The sequence below is a fragment of the Planctobacterium sp. AWH2_060 genome, assembly GCF_056158425.1.
In genome coordinates this window covers 2,429,389-2,446,826 of the sequence record NZ_JBSWTG010000001.1, presented here as the reverse complement: position 1 = coordinate 2,446,826, position 17,438 = coordinate 2,429,389, and the positions used below count along the sequence as shown (strand labels likewise).

14 protein-coding genes are annotated in these 17,438 nt (G+C 45.0%); 13 read left to right on the top strand and 1 reads right to left on the bottom strand.

Translation table 11 applies throughout. From position 1 onward, the window contains the following. The first annotated feature begins 1 nt into the window (after position 1). The 8 genes from flgE to flgL all read left to right on the top strand — a co-directional run bounded on the left by flgE (position 2) and on the right by flgL (position 9,428). A complete protein-coding gene (gene flgE, locus ACXAD8_RS10435; protein WP_475228126.1) occupies positions 2-1,456 on the top strand; it encodes a flagellar hook protein FlgE in 1,455 nt (484 codons plus the stop codon). Between the two features lie 121 nt (positions 1,457-1,577). Next, complete coding sequence (locus tag ACXAD8_RS10430; protein ID WP_475228124.1) at positions 1,578-2,321, top strand: flagellar basal body rod protein FlgF; 744 nt, start codon at positions 1,578-1,580, stop codon at positions 2,319-2,321. 82 nt (positions 2,322-2,403) lie between these two features. Continuing rightward, complete coding sequence (gene flgG, locus ACXAD8_RS10425; protein WP_475228122.1) at positions 2,404-3,192, top strand: flagellar basal-body rod protein FlgG; 789 nt, start codon at positions 2,404-2,406, stop codon at positions 3,190-3,192. A 12-nt stretch (positions 3,193-3,204) separates the two neighbouring features. Continuing rightward, positions 3,205-3,903, top strand: coding sequence for a flagellar basal body L-ring protein FlgH (gene flgH / locus ACXAD8_RS10420; protein ID WP_475228120.1), 699 nt, complete (start codon positions 3,205-3,207; stop codon positions 3,901-3,903). A gap of 35 nt (positions 3,904-3,938) precedes the next feature. Next, on the top strand, positions 3,939-5,051 hold the full coding sequence (locus ACXAD8_RS10415; RefSeq protein WP_475228117.1) for a flagellar basal body P-ring protein FlgI: 1,113 nt from the start codon (positions 3,939-3,941) through the stop codon (positions 5,049-5,051). Between the two features lie 9 nt (positions 5,052-5,060). Next, positions 5,061-6,044, top strand: coding sequence for a flagellar assembly peptidoglycan hydrolase FlgJ (flgJ, locus tag ACXAD8_RS10410; RefSeq protein WP_475232933.1), 984 nt, complete (start codon positions 5,061-5,063; stop codon positions 6,042-6,044). After that, positions 6,041-8,161: a flagellar hook-associated protein FlgK gene (flgK, locus tag ACXAD8_RS10405; RefSeq protein ID WP_475228115.1), complete on the top strand. Its 2,121-nt coding sequence runs from the start codon at positions 6,041-6,043 to the stop codon at positions 8,159-8,161. Before flgJ ends, flgK begins: the two co-directional genes overlap by 4 nt. Positions 8,162-8,219: 58 nt before the next feature. Next, complete coding sequence (gene flgL, locus ACXAD8_RS10400) at positions 8,220-9,428, top strand: flagellar hook-associated protein FlgL (protein ID WP_475228113.1); 1,209 nt, start codon at positions 8,220-8,222, stop codon at positions 9,426-9,428. Between the two features lie 36 nt (positions 9,429-9,464). Here the strand turns inward: flgL and ACXAD8_RS10395 are convergent, their stop codons facing one another. Further along, positions 9,465-10,418, bottom strand: a complete 954-nt coding sequence (locus tag ACXAD8_RS10395) for a hypothetical protein (RefSeq protein WP_475228110.1) — start codon at positions 10,416-10,418, stop codon at positions 9,465-9,467. A gap of 417 nt (positions 10,419-10,835) precedes the next feature. Here ACXAD8_RS10395 and ACXAD8_RS10390 point away from each other — a divergent pair, with 417 nt between their 5' ends. From ACXAD8_RS10390 to ACXAD8_RS10370, 5 genes are all read left to right on the top strand, one after another. Beyond that, positions 10,836-11,666 (top strand): flagellin N-terminal helical domain-containing protein, encoded by an 831-nt coding sequence (locus tag ACXAD8_RS10390; RefSeq protein ID WP_475228109.1) that lies wholly within the window; start codon positions 10,836-10,838, stop codon positions 11,664-11,666. Positions 11,667-12,254: 588 nt separating this feature from the next. Beyond that, positions 12,255-13,085 carry a flagellin N-terminal helical domain-containing protein gene (locus tag ACXAD8_RS10385; RefSeq protein WP_475228106.1) on the top strand — a complete coding sequence of 277 codons (831 nt, stop codon included), beginning with the start codon at positions 12,255-12,257 and terminating at the stop codon, positions 13,083-13,085. Between the two features lie 354 nt (positions 13,086-13,439). Further along, positions 13,440-14,270, top strand: coding sequence for a flagellin N-terminal helical domain-containing protein (locus tag ACXAD8_RS10380; protein WP_475228105.1), 831 nt, complete (start codon positions 13,440-13,442; stop codon positions 14,268-14,270). Between the two features lie 1,810 nt (positions 14,271-16,080). Then, on the top strand, positions 16,081-16,905 hold the full coding sequence (locus tag ACXAD8_RS10375; RefSeq protein WP_475228102.1) for a flagellin N-terminal helical domain-containing protein: 825 nt from the start codon (positions 16,081-16,083) through the stop codon (positions 16,903-16,905). Positions 16,906-16,985: 80 nt separating this feature from the next. Then, complete coding sequence (locus ACXAD8_RS10370) at positions 16,986-17,438, top strand: flagellar protein FlaG (RefSeq protein WP_475228100.1); 453 nt, start codon at positions 16,986-16,988, stop codon at positions 17,436-17,438.

The following is a 17,438-nucleotide window of genomic DNA, read 5'->3' as shown; positions in this document are numbered from 1 at the left end:
AATGTCATTTAATATAGCCCTGAGTGGTGTCGCTGCCGCTCAAAAAGATCTGGATACCACGGCAAACAACATTGCCAATGTTAACACCGTGGGATTCAAAGAATCACGTGCCGAATTTGGTGATGTATTTGCATCGTCTCTACTCGGCGGCGGTCGTACTAAAGTGGGGGACGGTGTAGTGACACAAGAAGTTGCCCAACAGTTTAGCCAGGGGAGCTTGCAGTTTACTAACACTGCGCTGGATTTGGCGATAACGGGTAACGGCTTTTTTGTTACTGTACCGGATATTGCATCTCAGGATTTTACCTATACCCGAGCAGGTCAGTTTAAACTGGATGAAGATAACTTTGTGGTTAACTCTCAAGGTGACAACCTGTTAGGCTTCCCGGTTAATAGTGATGGTACATCATCTTCTATCGCGCTGAGTACTGCCGAACCGGTACAAATACCTGATTCATCTGGTAATCCATCGCCCACGTCAGAGGTCGATTTAAGAATGAACCTGCCAGCGGGTGATCCGGCACTTGATCCAAATGATTTTAATCCCAACGACACGAACACCTACAACGCTTCCACATCAATAACGGTATATGATTCACTAGGTGAATCCCATATTCAGACTTTTTATTTCATCAAAGATGAAAACGCGGCTGGTAATGAATGGTTAGTTGTCACATCTGTGGATGGTGAATTTTACGACTACACCAACCCGGATGGAACAGTACCCGCTGATCCAACTGGCCCAAATGCTGGACCTGTAGCAGGTGTTGATCAGAATTATGTTGGATTTGGTCAAACCTTGACCGGACCCAACGACACACCAGGAACCACCGGTGTTTGGGGAACAAGACTTGTTTTTAATTCCAGCGGTGACTTCACTGAGATACAGGCCGCAGATGGCAGTTCTTTGCCAACAGGGACGGCAGGTGATATTTTGTTACCAACTACAGTTCAACTGACAGGACTGACTTCTGGGGCTGATACTGCTCAAACACTAGCAATCAACTTCAATTTAGATACTAACGGAATTGGCGATAACGAACCCACCCAATTTGCGTCTTCTTTTGAAGTGACCTCGCTGGAACAGGATGGTTTGCCCGTTGGCCGATTAACCGGTATTGATATCGGTCCTGATGGTCTGGTACGTGCCACCTTCTCTAATGGTACATCAGAGCCCATCAGCCGTATTGCGTTAGCGCGCTTTTCTAACGAACAGGGACTGACCCAAAACGGTAACGCTTCCTGGAAAGAGAGTATCTTGTCCGGCGAAGCCCTGGCCGGTGAGGCTACCACTGGTACTTTCGGTGATATCAATTCTTCAGCTTTGGAGCAATCCAACGTGAATCTGACAACCGAGTTGATTGATATGATCATTGCTCAACGAAACTTCCAGGCCAACTCTCGAGCCCTGGAAATCAACAATGCACTGAATCAAACCATTTTGGGTATCCGATAAGAAATCTATGGTTTCTCGTTTAAGGCCACTTTTCAGTGGCCTTTCTTTTTCCTTCTAATCGTTCTCATGGCACGAATCCTGCTTTTATTCTGTTAAGTTAATAACAGGTCAAATAACTGTCATGGATAAAATGCTTTATATTGCCGCGCAAGGTGCTTCACAAGACCTTCTGGCAAGTGCGGTGCGAGCCAATAACCTGGCTAATGCGCAAACAACCGGTTTCAAAGCGATGATGCAACAGGCGCGTGCCATGCCGGCATTCGGCGACGGTTTGCCGACGCGGGTTTTTGCCATGACGGAAAGTCCGGCTAATCGTTACGATCCTGGCGCTATGGTGCAAACTAATCGCGATCTGGATATTGCCGTTGAAGGCAATGGCTGGTTTGCCGTTTTAGATAAAAATGGCGGTGAAGCTTACTCCCGAAACGGAAGTCTGCAAATGGGGACCAATGGTGAGTTGCTGGATACCCGGGGTAACCAGATTGTTGGTGAAGCCGGTCCGATTTTTCTGCCTATTCCACTTTCAAACGTCAACGTTGCACAAGACGGTACCATTTCTGTTCGTCCTCAGGGAGCGCCAGCCAATGTGTTGGAGCCAGTAGGGCGTATTAAATTAGTCAAACCGGACCTGAATAATCTGGAACGCAGCCAGGATGGATTGTTCCGCTTGCCGGATGGAGAGCAGGCTGACCAGGATTTGACGGTAGGTATCCGAACCGGCTTTCTGGAAGCCAGTAATGTAAATCCGATTGAGGAAATGATGGGCATCATTCAGTCGCAACGCCATTACGAGATGCAGGTCAAGTTTATGAAGCAGGCTGAAGAAATCGACCAACGCGGAACCCGACTAATGATGATTATGTAGTGTGCTATCACTGCATGGTATGTAAAAGTTTTTATGTATTTAAGAAAGCACAAGGCTTTCAAACTAAATGAGGAGGTGATTTATGCACCCGGCATTATGGATTAGTAAAACAGGATTAGATGCGGCGCAAACTGATGTGTCGGTTATTTCCAACAACCTGGCCAACGCCAGTACGGTGGGATTTAAGAAAGACAGGGCTATTTTTGAAGATCTGCTCTATCAGAATATTAATCAGCCGGGTGGTCGTTCATCTGCGGATACCGAATTACCATCAGGTTTGATGGTGGGCGCGGGCAGTAAAGTAGTCGCAACGCAAAAAGCGCATACTCAGGGCAATATGTTGACCACAGAAAATTCGCTGGATATGTCAGTTCAGGGGCGGGGCTTTTTTGAAATACTGCAACCCGACGGTTCGATTGCCTATACCCGAAATGGACAGTTCACCTTAGATGATACTGGACAGATCGTCACACCTGGTGCCGGTTTTCAGTTACAGCCAGCTATTACTATTCCTGAAGATGCTCAGCAAATAACCATTTCTCAAGACGGTGAAGTATCCGTGCAGGTGCGGGGGCAGGCAGCGCCAACCATAGTTGGTCAGCTCAATATTTCCGACTTTGTTAATTCAGCGGGTTTACAACCCATCGGACAAAACCTGTATGTGGAAACTGCGGCCAGTGGTGCACCTATTCAGGGGGTACCGGGCTTAAATGGCTTGGGTACGATTCAGCAGGGCGCCTTAGAAACATCAAATGTTAACGTGACCGAAGAGTTAGTTAACCTGATAGAAAGTCAGCGCTTGTATGAAATGAACTCCAAAGTGATTTCAGCCGTGGACCAGATGTTAGGTCAGGTAATTCAGCAACTTTAGTGGTGGTGTAGCATGAAAAGTCTAATTAAAAAATTAGCATTTACGGCTTCGTTTGTGACTGTGCTGACTGCTTGTCAGTCAACGGTTCCGGTGGACCCTCGTCCAAATGATCCCTTCTTCGCCCCAGTTGTTCCTGAGATGCCGGTGGAGCAGATTTCTAACGATGGCTCTATTTTTAATGCCATGCATGCGAACAGCCTGTATTCCGATGCCAAAGGCCGTCGCATTGGCGACATTATTACCGTGATCCTACGCGAAAATACTTCAGCAACAAAATCCGCCAGCACCACGTTAGAGCGTGAATCTGAAATTGATTTTGACCCTATTACAGGCCCAGGTGGCGGTAATTTAAATCTGGGCTTTGGTGGCGATTTTCAGCTTGATTTGGGGTCTACCAATGAATTCGAAGGGGATGCTTCAGCAAACCAGAGCAATAATTTGACGGGTAATATTTCGGTTACCGTCGTACAGGTTATGCCTAACAATAATTTAATAATTCGCGGTGAGAAGTGGTTGACCTTAAATAATGGTGATGAATACATCCGTCTCACCGGTATTGTCAGACCGGCCGACATAAACCCGGCAAATGAAGTGCTTTCTTCCAAAATTGCCAATGCCCGAATTCAGTACAGTGGAACAGGTAGTTTCTCCCAGGTGCAACAACAAGGTTGGCTTGGCAAGTTCTTTGCATCAACCTGGTGGCCCTTTTAATTTTTGACGTATTGAGGCAAGTGAGGAACAACATCATGAATCGTTTTAAAATAGTGTTAGTGCTGATAGCAATGTTATTGAGTACTGCTACTTATGCGCAAAAAATCAAAGATGCTGTTTCTATTTCAGGAGTGCGAAGCAACCAGTTAATTGGCTACGGTTTAGTGGTGGGCTTACCAGGTACGGGCGAGCAAAGCCCGTTTACGGAGCAGAGCTTTCGCGCCATGTTATCTAATTTTGGCATTGCTTTGGCTAGCAATGTCAGTCCAAAGATCTCCAATGTAGCGGCAGTGGCTGTGCATGCCGACTTACCAGCTTTTGCCAAGCCCGGCCAAAAAATTGACATTACGGTTTCTTCCATTGGTGAATCTGAGAGTTTGCGCGGCGGTACATTGATGCAAACCTTCCTGAAAGGGATGGACGGCAAGGTGTATGCCGTGGCACAGGGTAGTTTGGTGGTGAGTGGCTTTGGTGCTGAAGGTGCCGATGGCTCTCGAATTATCGCTAATACGCCCACAGTAGGGCGCATCCCAAATGGCGCAGTGGTAGAACGCTCTGTTCCCAGTGGATTAATGAACGGTGATTTTTTAACCTTAAATCTCAACTATCCCGATTTTTCCACCGCTAAAATCTTGGCGGATACTATTAATCGTCGCCTTGGTGCCGACCCCGATAAAGGCTATGTTATTGCGACACCTATCGATGCCGCATCAGTACGTGTGTCAGCCCCCAGAGAAGTGGGTGCCAGAGTGGGCTTTTTGGCCACTATCGAGAATTTTGAATTTGAACCTGCTGATGCGCCAGCGCGGATCGTAATCAATAGCCGAACCGGCACTATTGTCATCGGAGAGGACGTGCGGCTAAAACCTGCCGCTATTACCCATGGTGGACTGACAGTGACTATTGCCGAGACGCAGACAGTATCACAGCCAAATCAATTCGCTGAAGGGGATACTACAGTAACACAGCAATCAATTGTTGATGTCAATCTGGATGATACTCGTATGTTTAAGTTTGATCCGGGTGTTAGCCTGGACAACCTGGTTCGCGCAGTTAATGAAGTGGGCGCGGCACCGGGTGATTTGATGGCAATATTAGAAGCGTTGCGTGAGGCGGGAGCCTTGCAAGGCGAACTGGTGATTATCTAAGGCGGCATGATGGACTCCATGAATCACGTTCAGTCTCAAATTCAGCAAGCGCGCAATGCCTATGATGTGCAGAGCCTCGATGCATTGCGTCAAGGGGCACAAAAAAATGACAAACAAGCGCTGGAAGAAACGGCCAAGCACTTTGAAGCGATATTCGTTCAGATGATGTTGAAATCTATGCGTGCTGCTGAAGACGTGTTAGCTGACGAGGACAGCCCATTTAATTCTCAGGAAGTGCGCTTTTATCGCGATATGCACGATCAGCAGTTGGCAACTAACATGTCGGCTTCCGGTAGTGTAGGTCTGGCTGAATTGATTGTGCAGCAACTGGATCCTCAGGGCAGCAATGTGATGCCAGCAAACGTTATTCGCAATGATGGCAACCTGTCTACCATCAATGATTACAGTCGCGCCAAAGTGAGTATGGCACAAAGCTCGGCGATTCCGGTTAATACTCCTGTTGCTAATCTGGCACCAGAAAAGCGTCCAGGATTTGAGTCTCCTGAAGAATTTGTGAAAAATCTGTTGCCTATCGCTGAACAAGCCGCTGAAAAAATTGGTTTAGATCCCAAAGCCATGGTGGCTCAGGCGGCTGTGGAGACCGGATGGGGACAATATCTGATCCATTCGGGTGATGGACAGAACTCTCATAACCTGTTTGGTGTAAAGGCCAGTCGTGGTTGGCAAGGTGATAAAAACTATATAGATACTTTAGAGTTTGATAATGGCACGGCCCATAAGACTAAAGCCGCTTTTCGTTCTTATGGTTCATTTGAAGAATCTATGAATGACTATGTGGATTTTTTACAGTCCAGTCCACGTTATCGCCAGGCGCTGGAAAGAGCTGATGATCCACAAACCTATTTTAATGAATTACAAAAGTCTGGGTATGCCACTGATCCCAGTTACGCTGAAAAAGTCATGTCAGTGTACAACAGTCAGCGATTGAGTGGTGACAATAGCGAAATTAATACTATGAGGTCTGCGTTATGATCCAAACGGATATATTTACCATTGCTACCTCCGGCTTAAATGCCCAGCAAGGCTTGCTCAATACAACGGCTAATAACATTGCTAACGTAAACACTGAAGGCTATGTACGACAGCGCGGTTCTCTGGAAGAGCAGGATGTCGGTGGTGTGCTGTTAGGCAATGTGGAGCGGGTGGTTGACAAGTTCGCTCAAGAGCAGCATATACGTGATACTTCAACGTTGGGTGAAGCCGAACAATATCTGGATAAATTGAATCAGCTGGATAACATCTTCGCCAGCGAGGCAATCAGCGCAGCTGAGGGGATGAGCCGTTATTTCGCTGCACTGCAAACAGTCAATGATGATCCCAACAACATCGCAGCACGGGAAATCGTTTTAGCCGAAGCTGAGGCAATGGTTAAGCAATTCAATAATCTGGATGGTTATCTGGAAACCAGTGTTGAAGTGGTTAACCAGGAGTTGGATGATAAACTCGAGCAGGCAAACGATCTTATTGAGCAAATTGCAGATCTGAATACCCAGATTAAATCCACCCAATTTGCGCCGCAAACCTCGGGATCTGAGTCGGTTAAAAACCAGAGAGATCAGGCTATCGTAGAGCTTTCTAAATTAGTTGAAGTAACAACTCAACAGCGGACCGATGGCTCTACACTGGTTTTTATGAATACCGGACAGGCACTAGTGCTGGAAGATGGCTCTTTTAATGTCTTTAGTGAAAATGGTAACCCTGATCCCACCTTTAAAGATCTGGAGTTACGGGTTTCTGGTAATGAAAATATTACCATTCCTCTAAGTGATGAGGATCTGGGGGGGGAAATTGGAGGCCTGATCCGCTATAGGGATGATGTGCTGGAACCCAACATGCGGGAATTAGGACAAATTGCTTTAGCATTGACGGATGCCATGAATGAGCAAAATAAGTTAGGCATGGATCTGGATAACGAACTGGGCACGGACTTGTTCACAACACCTGAGTTTGGCGGTTTGACCTATGAAGATAATACAGGCACCGGGTCAGTCAACGCCAGAGTACCAGATGGTGGTGGTCGTGAAATTACTTCAGCAGACTATCAGATAACCATAACCGGTGGTGGAGGCACCACCACCATTGATTTTGATATTGCCCTGCTTAACGCTGATGGAACGCCGGTTACAGATAGCACTGGAACCCCTATCACACAATCGCTTACCAATGTGGATATTTCCGGTGGTGGCTTCATTTCTATACCAGCGGGTAATATAGGTGCTGATCTGGAGATTCAATTTCCAGATGGCGCTGCTTACAATGACGATGATCAGTTTTTAATACAACCGGCTAAAGATGCAGCCGGAGCCATTGCAATGGCCACTAATCGCCCTGAAGACTTAGCCCTGGCGTCACCAATTCGGGTGGAATCAGATTTGGATAACCTGGGTACCGCGTCAGTTTCATCAATTACCGTCACCAATACTGTTGTCAGTGCCGGAACCGACGGCTCGGCGTTCGACGGTGCGGGTGGAATTCAGGGACCAGGTGCTTCTCCTCACACAGGAGGCGATGGCGCGCCTACAACAATCGTTTTTACAGCAGCCGATAGTTTTGAAGTGAGAGATTCGGCTGGAACGGTTTTGGCAACGGTAAACAATGCTACTTCTTTGGAAAACCTGCTGCAACAAGCAGCAGCTGTCCCCTGGGATGCGGGTTTTACCGGGCAGGATGATTATCCGGGCTATGATTTGAGTATTGAAGGTGTGCCCCAAGCCGGAGATACCTTTAACATTGGGTATAACACCAATGGTTTTAATGATAATACTAATGGTCTGGAATTAGCGGCATTGCAAGAAGAAGACACCATGTTGCGGGGCAACGATGGCAACAGTACCCAAATTACGTTTCATGAAGCGTACGCGGGAATTGTGACTGACATAGGTTCTAAAACTGCCAGCGCGGAAGTAGAATATGACGCAGCAGTTGCAATGGAGCGTTTATCTAAAGAGTGGATGGATTCGGTTTCAGGCGTTAATCTAGATGAAGAGGCGTCCGATTTGATCCGTTTCCAGCAGGCGTATGCCGCATCAGCAAGAGTGTTGACTACGGCACAAAGTTTGTTCCAGACAATTCTAGGTGCTGTAAGTTAATGAAACAGGTTAGGCAATTAAGCATCGTGGTGTCCCTGAATACCGTGGAGTTACTGTCATGAGGATTTCTAACAATCAGATTTTCGATCGCGCAATTAACGGTGTGATTGACAACCAGATAGGTTTGTCTGAAACCCAGTTACAATTGTCTACGGGTAAAAAACTCATTACGCCTTCTGATGATCCTGTCGGGGCTGCCAGTGTGCTGCGTCTGACCGAAGAGTTGGATCAAATTACCCAATACAACCGCAATAATACTCTTCTGCAAAATTCGTTATCTCAGGAAGAAGCGGTGCTGAGCAATGTAACCACTTCTGCCAACAGAGCCCGAGTGCTGGTGGTTCAGGCGGGCAATGGTATTAATACTGACGAAGACAGAACCGCTATCGCCAGCGAGTTAGCGCAAATCCGAGACGAAATCTTTGATCTGATGAACAGTCAGGATGCCAACGGCAATTATATTTTTGCCGGGAATCAATCTGATTCCCCTGCTTTTGTTTATGACGCCACTGCCACAGGAAATCGCTATACCTTCCAGGGGGATGATGGGCAGAACAAATTGCAACTTTCCAGCAATGTCACCATTGCTGATGGCGACTCTGGAAAGGATGTATTTGAAAACGTATTAGCCAGATTAACCGGAACTGTTACTGGAGGTACTGCGGCGGCCAGTGTGAAAGTACTTCAGCAAGGTGAATTTGATAACTTTCACAAGGCAAACTACGATGCCGTGACAGCGGCAAACAATGTATTTACCGGTACCGTTAACGGCGCTGGAAATCAAATCACTTTTGATGATCCGGATGCGACGACGATAAACTTTACCTCTGGCGAACCCTTTACCTTTAAAGGGGTTGAGTTCACTGTGACGGGCGGTGCGGCAAGCACAGTAGAATTTACTTTATCTCAACCTGAAAAGAAAAACCTTGCTGTTACCCTTGATGAAATTGTAGCGGCGTTAAACGATCCTACTGTCAGTGGCGATGCACTAACTGAGGCAATTAATGATGCTTTGGTGGGACTGGACAATGGTCTGAAGGAAGTGTCTAACACTGTGGCTACAATAGGTGGACGTGTAAAGGTTGCCACCTCTGTTCAGGAATCTAATCTGGATCTGGAAATCGCTAACAAAGATGCCCGCTCAAAAATTGAAGATGTGGATTATGCGGAAGCTATTTCAGAACTGAGTAAGCAGGAAACTGCGCTTCAGGCAGCTCAACAAACCTTTGGGCGAGTCACTAATTTGTCGCTGTTCGATTATATCTAGAACAAATTTCGTACAGTAAAGGTCAACACGCTCTAATCAAATTTCAAATTGAGCCAGATATATCTGGCTTTTTTGATCTTCGTGGCAGGAGTAGTAAGACATATACAGCCTGTCATCATGCTTCACTAACCCAGGGTAACTGGTATCACCTCCAGAGGCTAAAACCTCAACCTGGCTTAGCTTTCTCATTTTCAGGTCAAGGCTAAACAATGCCGTAGAAAAGCGATTATTTTTCCAGATTCGACCCGCCACCCAGGCTTTATTGTGCTCTTCGGGGATCATACATGGTCCTCCCAGATACATCCCTAAATCATGCCATTGCCAACGCTTAAATGGCCAGCAGGAATGCCCCAGTTGTGCGCTACAGGTATCTGCATCTCTACGCACGAGGGCCCAGGCATTTATACCATCAAAAAACATATCACTTTCGTTAGGATAACCCAGCTTATGTTTACTTAGGCTAAGTGCATTGGCTTGGTGTATATGAAATGATCCCCTGGGTTGGCCTTTGTACAAGTGCAGGCTGTTAGCAGCACGATTATAGGCAAAGCCATATGCCTGATGCAGATCTTTCTTGCTGGTAGCCTGCTTCTGTTGGTGCCAGCGCACTCGCCACAACCACCAGTGGTTATGGCCCAGTTTAGTTTTAGAAGACCAGCTTTCACCATTACCTGAAAAGTAAACCACTGGTTGACTAAAGATATGCTGACCCTGAGCATTAAATCCACGTTGATAGGCCAGCAACATAAGGTTGTTGTCTGGTGTTATCGTTAGTTTTGGATCCCTCAAATCCGAAAGAGTTTCAATAATTGTGCGTTTCGCTAATACTTTCCCGGATAAATCCATTTTTAGAATAGCGATACGACCATCATTACTGATGTGATTTGACGCCTCTCGGAAACAGCAATACAAATGTCCCTGCCAAAGACACAGGTCTGTGAATGCACTGTGAGTTGCCGCCCCTGAAATTTTGTTAAGCTTATAATCCATAAATTGAAATTTTGGTTTTTATTGATACTAACAATTTATGCCTGTTAGCGGGAATATTGATTTGCTTCAATATGAAAATCGTCCCTGTAGGCCTGAACTTGTTCATACGCTGTTGCCAAATTCAACCACCTGTAGGTCTGAATTTATTCAGACGCCGTTGCTAAACACTCCACACCGACCAATTCAAATATTCAACCCTCTGTTTTTACAAAAATTCTCAAAAAAAGTGCAAAAAACCTTCAAGGAAATTTTTGAAAATACGATAACCCTAAGTGAGAGAGCCAGTGACAATCGCTTAATAAAAACAAAAAACGGGTGATTGTTGAATATTAACGATTTGACTGTACGACGACAGTCACCGGTAAAGCCCAAATACCTCACAAGCTGATCCGGATCGAGAGTGTAGGAGAGAGACAAATGTCTTTGTTTGTTAATACTAACGTATCTTCATTGAACGCCCAGCGTCAATTATTCGATTCAGGCAACGCCTTATCAACTTCATTTGAGCGTTTGTCTTCAGGTTTCCGTATCAATCGCGCCGCAGATGATGCCGCCGGTTTACAGATCACCGACCGTTTTACCTCACAAATTCAGGGCCTTGACCAGTCAGTGCGCAACGCCAATGATGCGATTTCAATGGTGCAGACTGCTGAGGGTGCATTACAAGAAACGACCACGGCATTACAACGTATTCGTACTTTGGCCATTCAGTCACAAAACGGTATCAACTCTTCAGCTGACAGAACTGCTTTGCAGCAGGAAGTAACCGCTTTAGTGGCAGAATTATCAAGAATCGGTACCGATACCCAATTTGCTGGTAACGCAATATTAAGCGGTAGCTTTTCTGCAGCATTCCAGGTGGGTGCCAATGCCGGTCAAACGATTTCTGTCAACCTGTCTTCTTCAAACGGCGCCAGCTTTGGTGCATCGGGTTTAGGTGTAGGTACAGTTGATATTTCAACCGCGGCCGGTGCTTCAGGTGCATTAACCTCAATCGACACTGCGATTTCATCCATCGGTGCACAACGTGCTGAATTGGGTGCCTTGCAAAACCGTTTCCAGTCAACGATTCGCAACCTGAGTAACGTTTCCGAAAACCTGTCAGGCGCACGATCACGTATCAAGGATACTGATTTTGCCACTGAAACAGCGAGCCTGACGCGTAATCAGATTATCCAACAGGCCAGTACTACAGTTTTGGCCCAGGCGAATCAGCGTCCACAGTCAGCATTGTCACTGTTGGGTTAATATTGACCTAGGTTCGATTTTAGTCGGACAAAGGTCTTTGGTTCACAACCGCTGTCCGACTGAAGTCGAACCTACAACGTAGTAAACAATTTCTACCCATATCAAATGTTAACCGTCAGGAGGTAGTGTGAGAGCCCTTTAAGGCAGGAGAACATTTTCGAGAATTTCGCTCACTTTTCCTAACGTCAGAGCACCTCGCCGAAGCATTGATATGCTTCGGCTTTTTTCGATTGTCTTTGTCTAATTTTTTAAGAAACCTAAAATGTTCCACAATACTAATTTTTTCTTATTTTACTTACTATTCGTACATCAATTTGTCCTTGGATATTCTGTTTGAGAAGGCCGTTTTGTACCTTTGTTTAACAATAAAACTCCATAAATTCATAAAGTTAAAAAAAATATCATTTTTTGTTCAAGGTTTAAGAATCGCAGGCGATAACCTTAACTGAGAGAGCCAGTGCAACAGTTTTGTGATATTACCCATATTTGAAACTGTTGTTGTTTTAAACTTTAGGACCTGTTCCACAGGTCAGATCCCAGATCTATATTTACCCAATATAGCTGGATCGAGAGTGTAGGAGAGACTTTATGTCTTTATTCGTTAATACCAACGTTTCTTCACTGAACGCCCAGCGTCAGCTGTTCGATTCAGGTAACGCATTATCAACTTCGTTCGAACGTTTATCTTCAGGTTTCCGTATTAATCGTGCAGCAGATGATGCCGCAGGTTTACAGATTTCTGATCGTTTTGAATCACAAATCCAAGGTCTAAATCAATCAGTACGTAACGCTAACGATGCAATATCACTTGTTCAAACCGCTGAAGGTGCTTTGAACGAGACAACTACAGCTTTGCAGCGTATTCGTACTTTAGCTGTTCAGTCGCAGAATGGCATCAACTCATCGGCAGATCGTGCAGCGTTGCAACAAGAAGTGACAGCTCTGGTTGCCGAACTATCACGAATTGGTAGTGATACTACTTTTGCCGGTAACTCATTGCTTAGCGGCGGGTTTTCTGCTCAGTTTCAGATTGGTGCTAATGCAGGCCAGACGATCTCAGTAAACCTTTCGTCTTCTGATGGTGCCAGCTTTGGTGCGTCTGGTCTGGGGGTGAGCACTGTCGACATTTCCACTGCTTCGGGTGCTTCAGGTGCGTTGACATCAATTGATACTGCTATCTCATCTATCGGTGCACAACGTGCCGAGCTGGGTGCGTTGCAGAATCGTTTCCAATCTACGATTCGTAACTTGAGTACCGTTTCTGAAAACCTGTCAGGTGCACAATCGCGTATCAGAGATACTGACTTCGCGACTGAAACCGCTAACCTGACCCGTAATCAGATTATCCAGCAAGCCAGTACTTCTGTGTTGGCTCAGGCTAATCAGCGTCCTCAGTCAGCATTATCCCTGTTGGGATAAGTTAAAAAAGGATTTCTTGCCAGGGGGTAGTGTGAGTGCTTTTTGAGCAAGAACAAAAAAGAGCCAGCCGATGAGCTGGCTTTTTTATGTCTGAAAATTAGGGTTTTTAGCGTCAAAAAAGTGACATTTTAATGGTGTTTAACCTATTGAAAATAAAGGGAAAATTAAAATAATTAAAAAATAGTCAAAAAAAAGTTAAAGGAAATTTTTAGTTCCGACGATACATAGGCAAAGGCACTGAGCAATCAATAATAAAAACAAGCCGGGCCTGACTAAGTAAAGAAAAATAAAAACAACTTACTTAGATAAAGAGCAAAAGCTCAAATTACTATCAAAATCGTTAGGAGAAAAAAAATGGGTTTATTCGTAAATACCAATGTTTCATCATTAAATTCACAACGTCAGTTATTTAACTCTGGTAATGCACTTAGCACGTCTTTTGAGCGTTTATCCTCGGGTTTTCGCATCAACAGAGCTGCTGATGACGCTGCTGGTTTGCAGATTACCGACAGAATGACGACACAAATTCAAGGCTTGGATCAATCGGTACGTAATGCCAACGACGCCATCTCTTTAGTGCAAACTACTGAAGGTGCGTTGGGAGAGTCAACAGTAGCTTTGCAGCGTATTCGGACTTTGGCAATTCAATCGCAAAACGGTATTAATTCATCAGCAGACAGAGCCGCTCTGCAACAAGAGGTAACTGCTTTAGTTGCCGAGTTATCCAGAATTGCCACGGATACTCAGTTTGCCGGTAACAATATCTTGTCGGGAACGTTTTCTGCACAGTTCCAGGTGGGAGCCAACGCCGGACAAACAATATCCGTCAACTTGTCTTCAGCCAATGGTGCAAGTTTTGGGGCATCAGGCTTAGGTGTCGGGACAGTTGATATATCAACAACTGCTGGTGCTTCAGGTGCTTTGACTGCGATTGATACTGCCATTTCATCTATTGGTGCACAACGTGCAGAACTGGGTGCTTTGCAAAACCGTTTCCAATCTACTATTCGTAACCTGGCAAACGTATCTGAAAACCTGTCAGCGGCAAGATCGCGTATCAAAGATACAGACTTTGCTGTAGAGACAGCGGAACTGACACGTAACCAGATTATCCAACAGGCCAGTACAACTGTGCTGTCGCAGGCTAACCAAAGACCACAATCTGCATTAAGTTTGCTGGGATAAGGTAAGAAAAGACAAGAAAGCTCGCTTTTGAACCCTCAATCTCAGGGAAGAGATTAAGTCGCCGACTTACGAGACCAACGCCAGGAGGTAGTGTGAGGTATTGAGGTATAGGCCATCAATCCCGCAAGTCGACGAAGAGCTTTCGCTCACTCTATAGCATAGGACTTTGTTAAACAGTTGCCCAGCTATTTATCAGTCAATTAATTAACTGACATAATATTTAAAGCAGTAACTGTGCCAAAGTTAAGATATTTAGATGACGCTAGCTTAAATTCTCAGGATTTTGAGTAAATCATCAAGAAGAGCAAATAAAAATGGTTCAAAGACTGTTATTACACTGTAAATCTAATGGGTAAGGCTTACAGTTTAGGTGGAAAGAAGATATTCAGGCGCAACTACAATCTCGAAAGTTTAAAGCAGTATGGCTCTATACCTTTTTAACTTCCGTGCCGGTGTTCTTACACTAACAGGGTTACAAATTAAAAATCTCGGGTGACATAGAATTGACGCTGCTACAGCAAATTGATTATCCGGGGCCAAGAGACACAAATAAAGTGTTTTATGAGGGTAGGAGATGAGAGGCCACCTCAAGAAACGCCGACTGACAGGATCGAGAGTGTAGAAGTATGGTTGAGAGGCCAGTATTCTTCCCAAATCCCGCAGTCGGGCGACAAACTTAAACGTCGGATTCAATTCCGACCTACAAAAGGTAAGTCGGACTTCAGTCCGACAGGTAACAAAATAAAACGCCGACCAACAGGATCGAGAGTGTAGAAGTATGGTTGAGAGGCCAGTATTCTTCCCAAATCCCGCAGTCGGGCGACAAACTTAAACGTCGGAATAAATTCCGACCTACAAAAGGTAAGTCGGACTTCAGTCCGACAGGTAACAAAATAAAACGCCGACCAACAGGATCGAGAGTGTAGAAGTATGGTTGAGAGGCCAGTATTCTTCCCAAATCCCGCAGTCGGGCGACAAACTTAAACGTCGGAATAAATTCCGACCTACAAAAGGTAAGTCGGACTTCAGTCCGACAGGTAACAAAATAAAACGCCGACTGACAGGATCGAGAGTGTAGAAGTATGGTTGAGAGGCCAGTATTCTTCCCAAATCCCGCAGTCGAGCGACAAACTTTAGCGTCGGATTCAATTCCGACCTACAAAAGGTTTTTGCTTCACTGAAAAAATAACAACAAAATCAGTGAAAACGCCGACTGACAGGATCGAGAGTGTAGAAGTATGGTTGAGAGGCCAGTATTCTTCCCAAATCCTGCAGTCGAGCGACAAAACCCTATTGCTCGTTCTCCTAACGTGAGCAATTTGGCCAGGTCCTGTGACCTGGCTGTTTTTATTTCAAATCTTTCTAAAGTTCTCTTCGTGTCAAAACTTTGAACATTTTCAACACTTTCATTGTTTGGATTGGTTAAAGCATGACTCATGCCAAAAGTGTTCAGAGTTGAATTGTTTTTCTCGACTCACAATTAATACGCAATTCTTTTCGAGTAATTGAAAATCAAAACATCTCCAATTGCTCGATATATTCACTCGCCTTTCCAATTGCAATTCTGTTTAAAAACTCAATAAAAACAGTTGCTTAATTGTTTTCAGGAAAAAAGTTTAAAAAAAACTTAAAGAACCTCAAGAGATTGCCGATACCTATTGTTGAGGGGTATTGCGGGTTTTGTTTTTAAGGTTTCGGGTGAGGTCGAAACACTAAGGGCAAAGCAAGTTTAACGTCAGCACTCTCGACTGACAAAAGTAGGCGAACCAGTGGCTCTCTCTATAGTTAATTGGTTCTCAGGAGGTATAACATGGGTATTTTTGTAAATACAAACGTTTCGTCATTAAACGCGCAACGTCAATTATTTAACTCAAATGAAGCGTTAAACACATCATTCGAAAGATTGTCTTCTGGTTTTCGTATAAACCGGGCTTCTGACGATGCGGCAGGTCTGCAAATTTCAGCAGAATTAACCAGCCAAATTCAGGGTATTGACCAATCTGTACGAAATGCGAATGACGCGATTTCTTTAGTACAGGTAGCTGAAGGTGCCTTAACCGAAAGCACAACGTCACTACAACGTATTCGTCAACTGGCTATTCAGGCGCAAAACGGTATTAACTCTTCTGCTGACAGAACAGCATTACAGCAAGAAGTTACTGCTTTGGTTTCTGAGTTGTCTCGAATTGGTTCAGATACGCAATTTGCTAACGTCAACATTCTAAATGGTGGCTTCTCTGCTACTTTTCAGGTGGGCGCAAACGCCGGTCAAAGTATTGCTGTAAACCTTTCTCGTTCAGGTGGCTTTGGAGCGTCTGGTCTGGGGGTAGGCACAGTTGATATTTCAACCGCTTCTGGTGCATCTGCTGCACTTGCCTCAATTGATACGGCTATCTCAACTATAGGTGCGCAACGGGCTTCGTTGGGTGCCTTGCAGAACCGCTTCCAGTCAACAGTTCGTAACCTGGCGAGTGTCAGTGAAAACCTGAACGCTGCGCGTTCTCGTATTCAGGATACTGATTTCGCTTCAGAAACAGCAAACCTAACGAAGAACCAGATTGTCCAGCAGGCTAGTATATCGGTGTTGAGTCAGTCTAATCAGCGTCCGCAAACTGCACTAGCGTTGTTAGGTTAATTGCTGTTTTATTGATTTTGCCTGATTGCAATGTCAATGATTGAGATTGCAATCGCTTTTACCTAATCAGGAGGTGAAAGATGGAAATTGATTTAGCACAATCAGGTTTTAATGCTAATCTGGCACAAAATACACAACCCGCTGTTGTAAGACGCAGTGAGGAATTGCAGGCTGAAAATAACAACGATAACAGTGGCGAAAGTCGCGCTGCCAGTCGTTCAAATTTTCGTGAAACGCCTAATGTTTCTGATACGCAGGTCGATAACACTAGCAAGGGTGAAGAAGCTTCGATACAAGATTTAGAAATCGCAGTATCAGAAGTGAGAGATTTTGTGCAGTCTCAAAGAACGAATCTAAACTTTTCGTTTAACGATGACTCTAATCGTTCAATCGTACAAGTAACAGATTCGGATACGGGAGAGTTGATCAGACAAATTCCTTCAGAAGAGGTACTGGCATTGTCAGACCGAATTAGGGGGTTACAGTCTGATGTAGGTGAAGCCGTAGGAGTACTGTTTAGCAAAGAAGTCTAG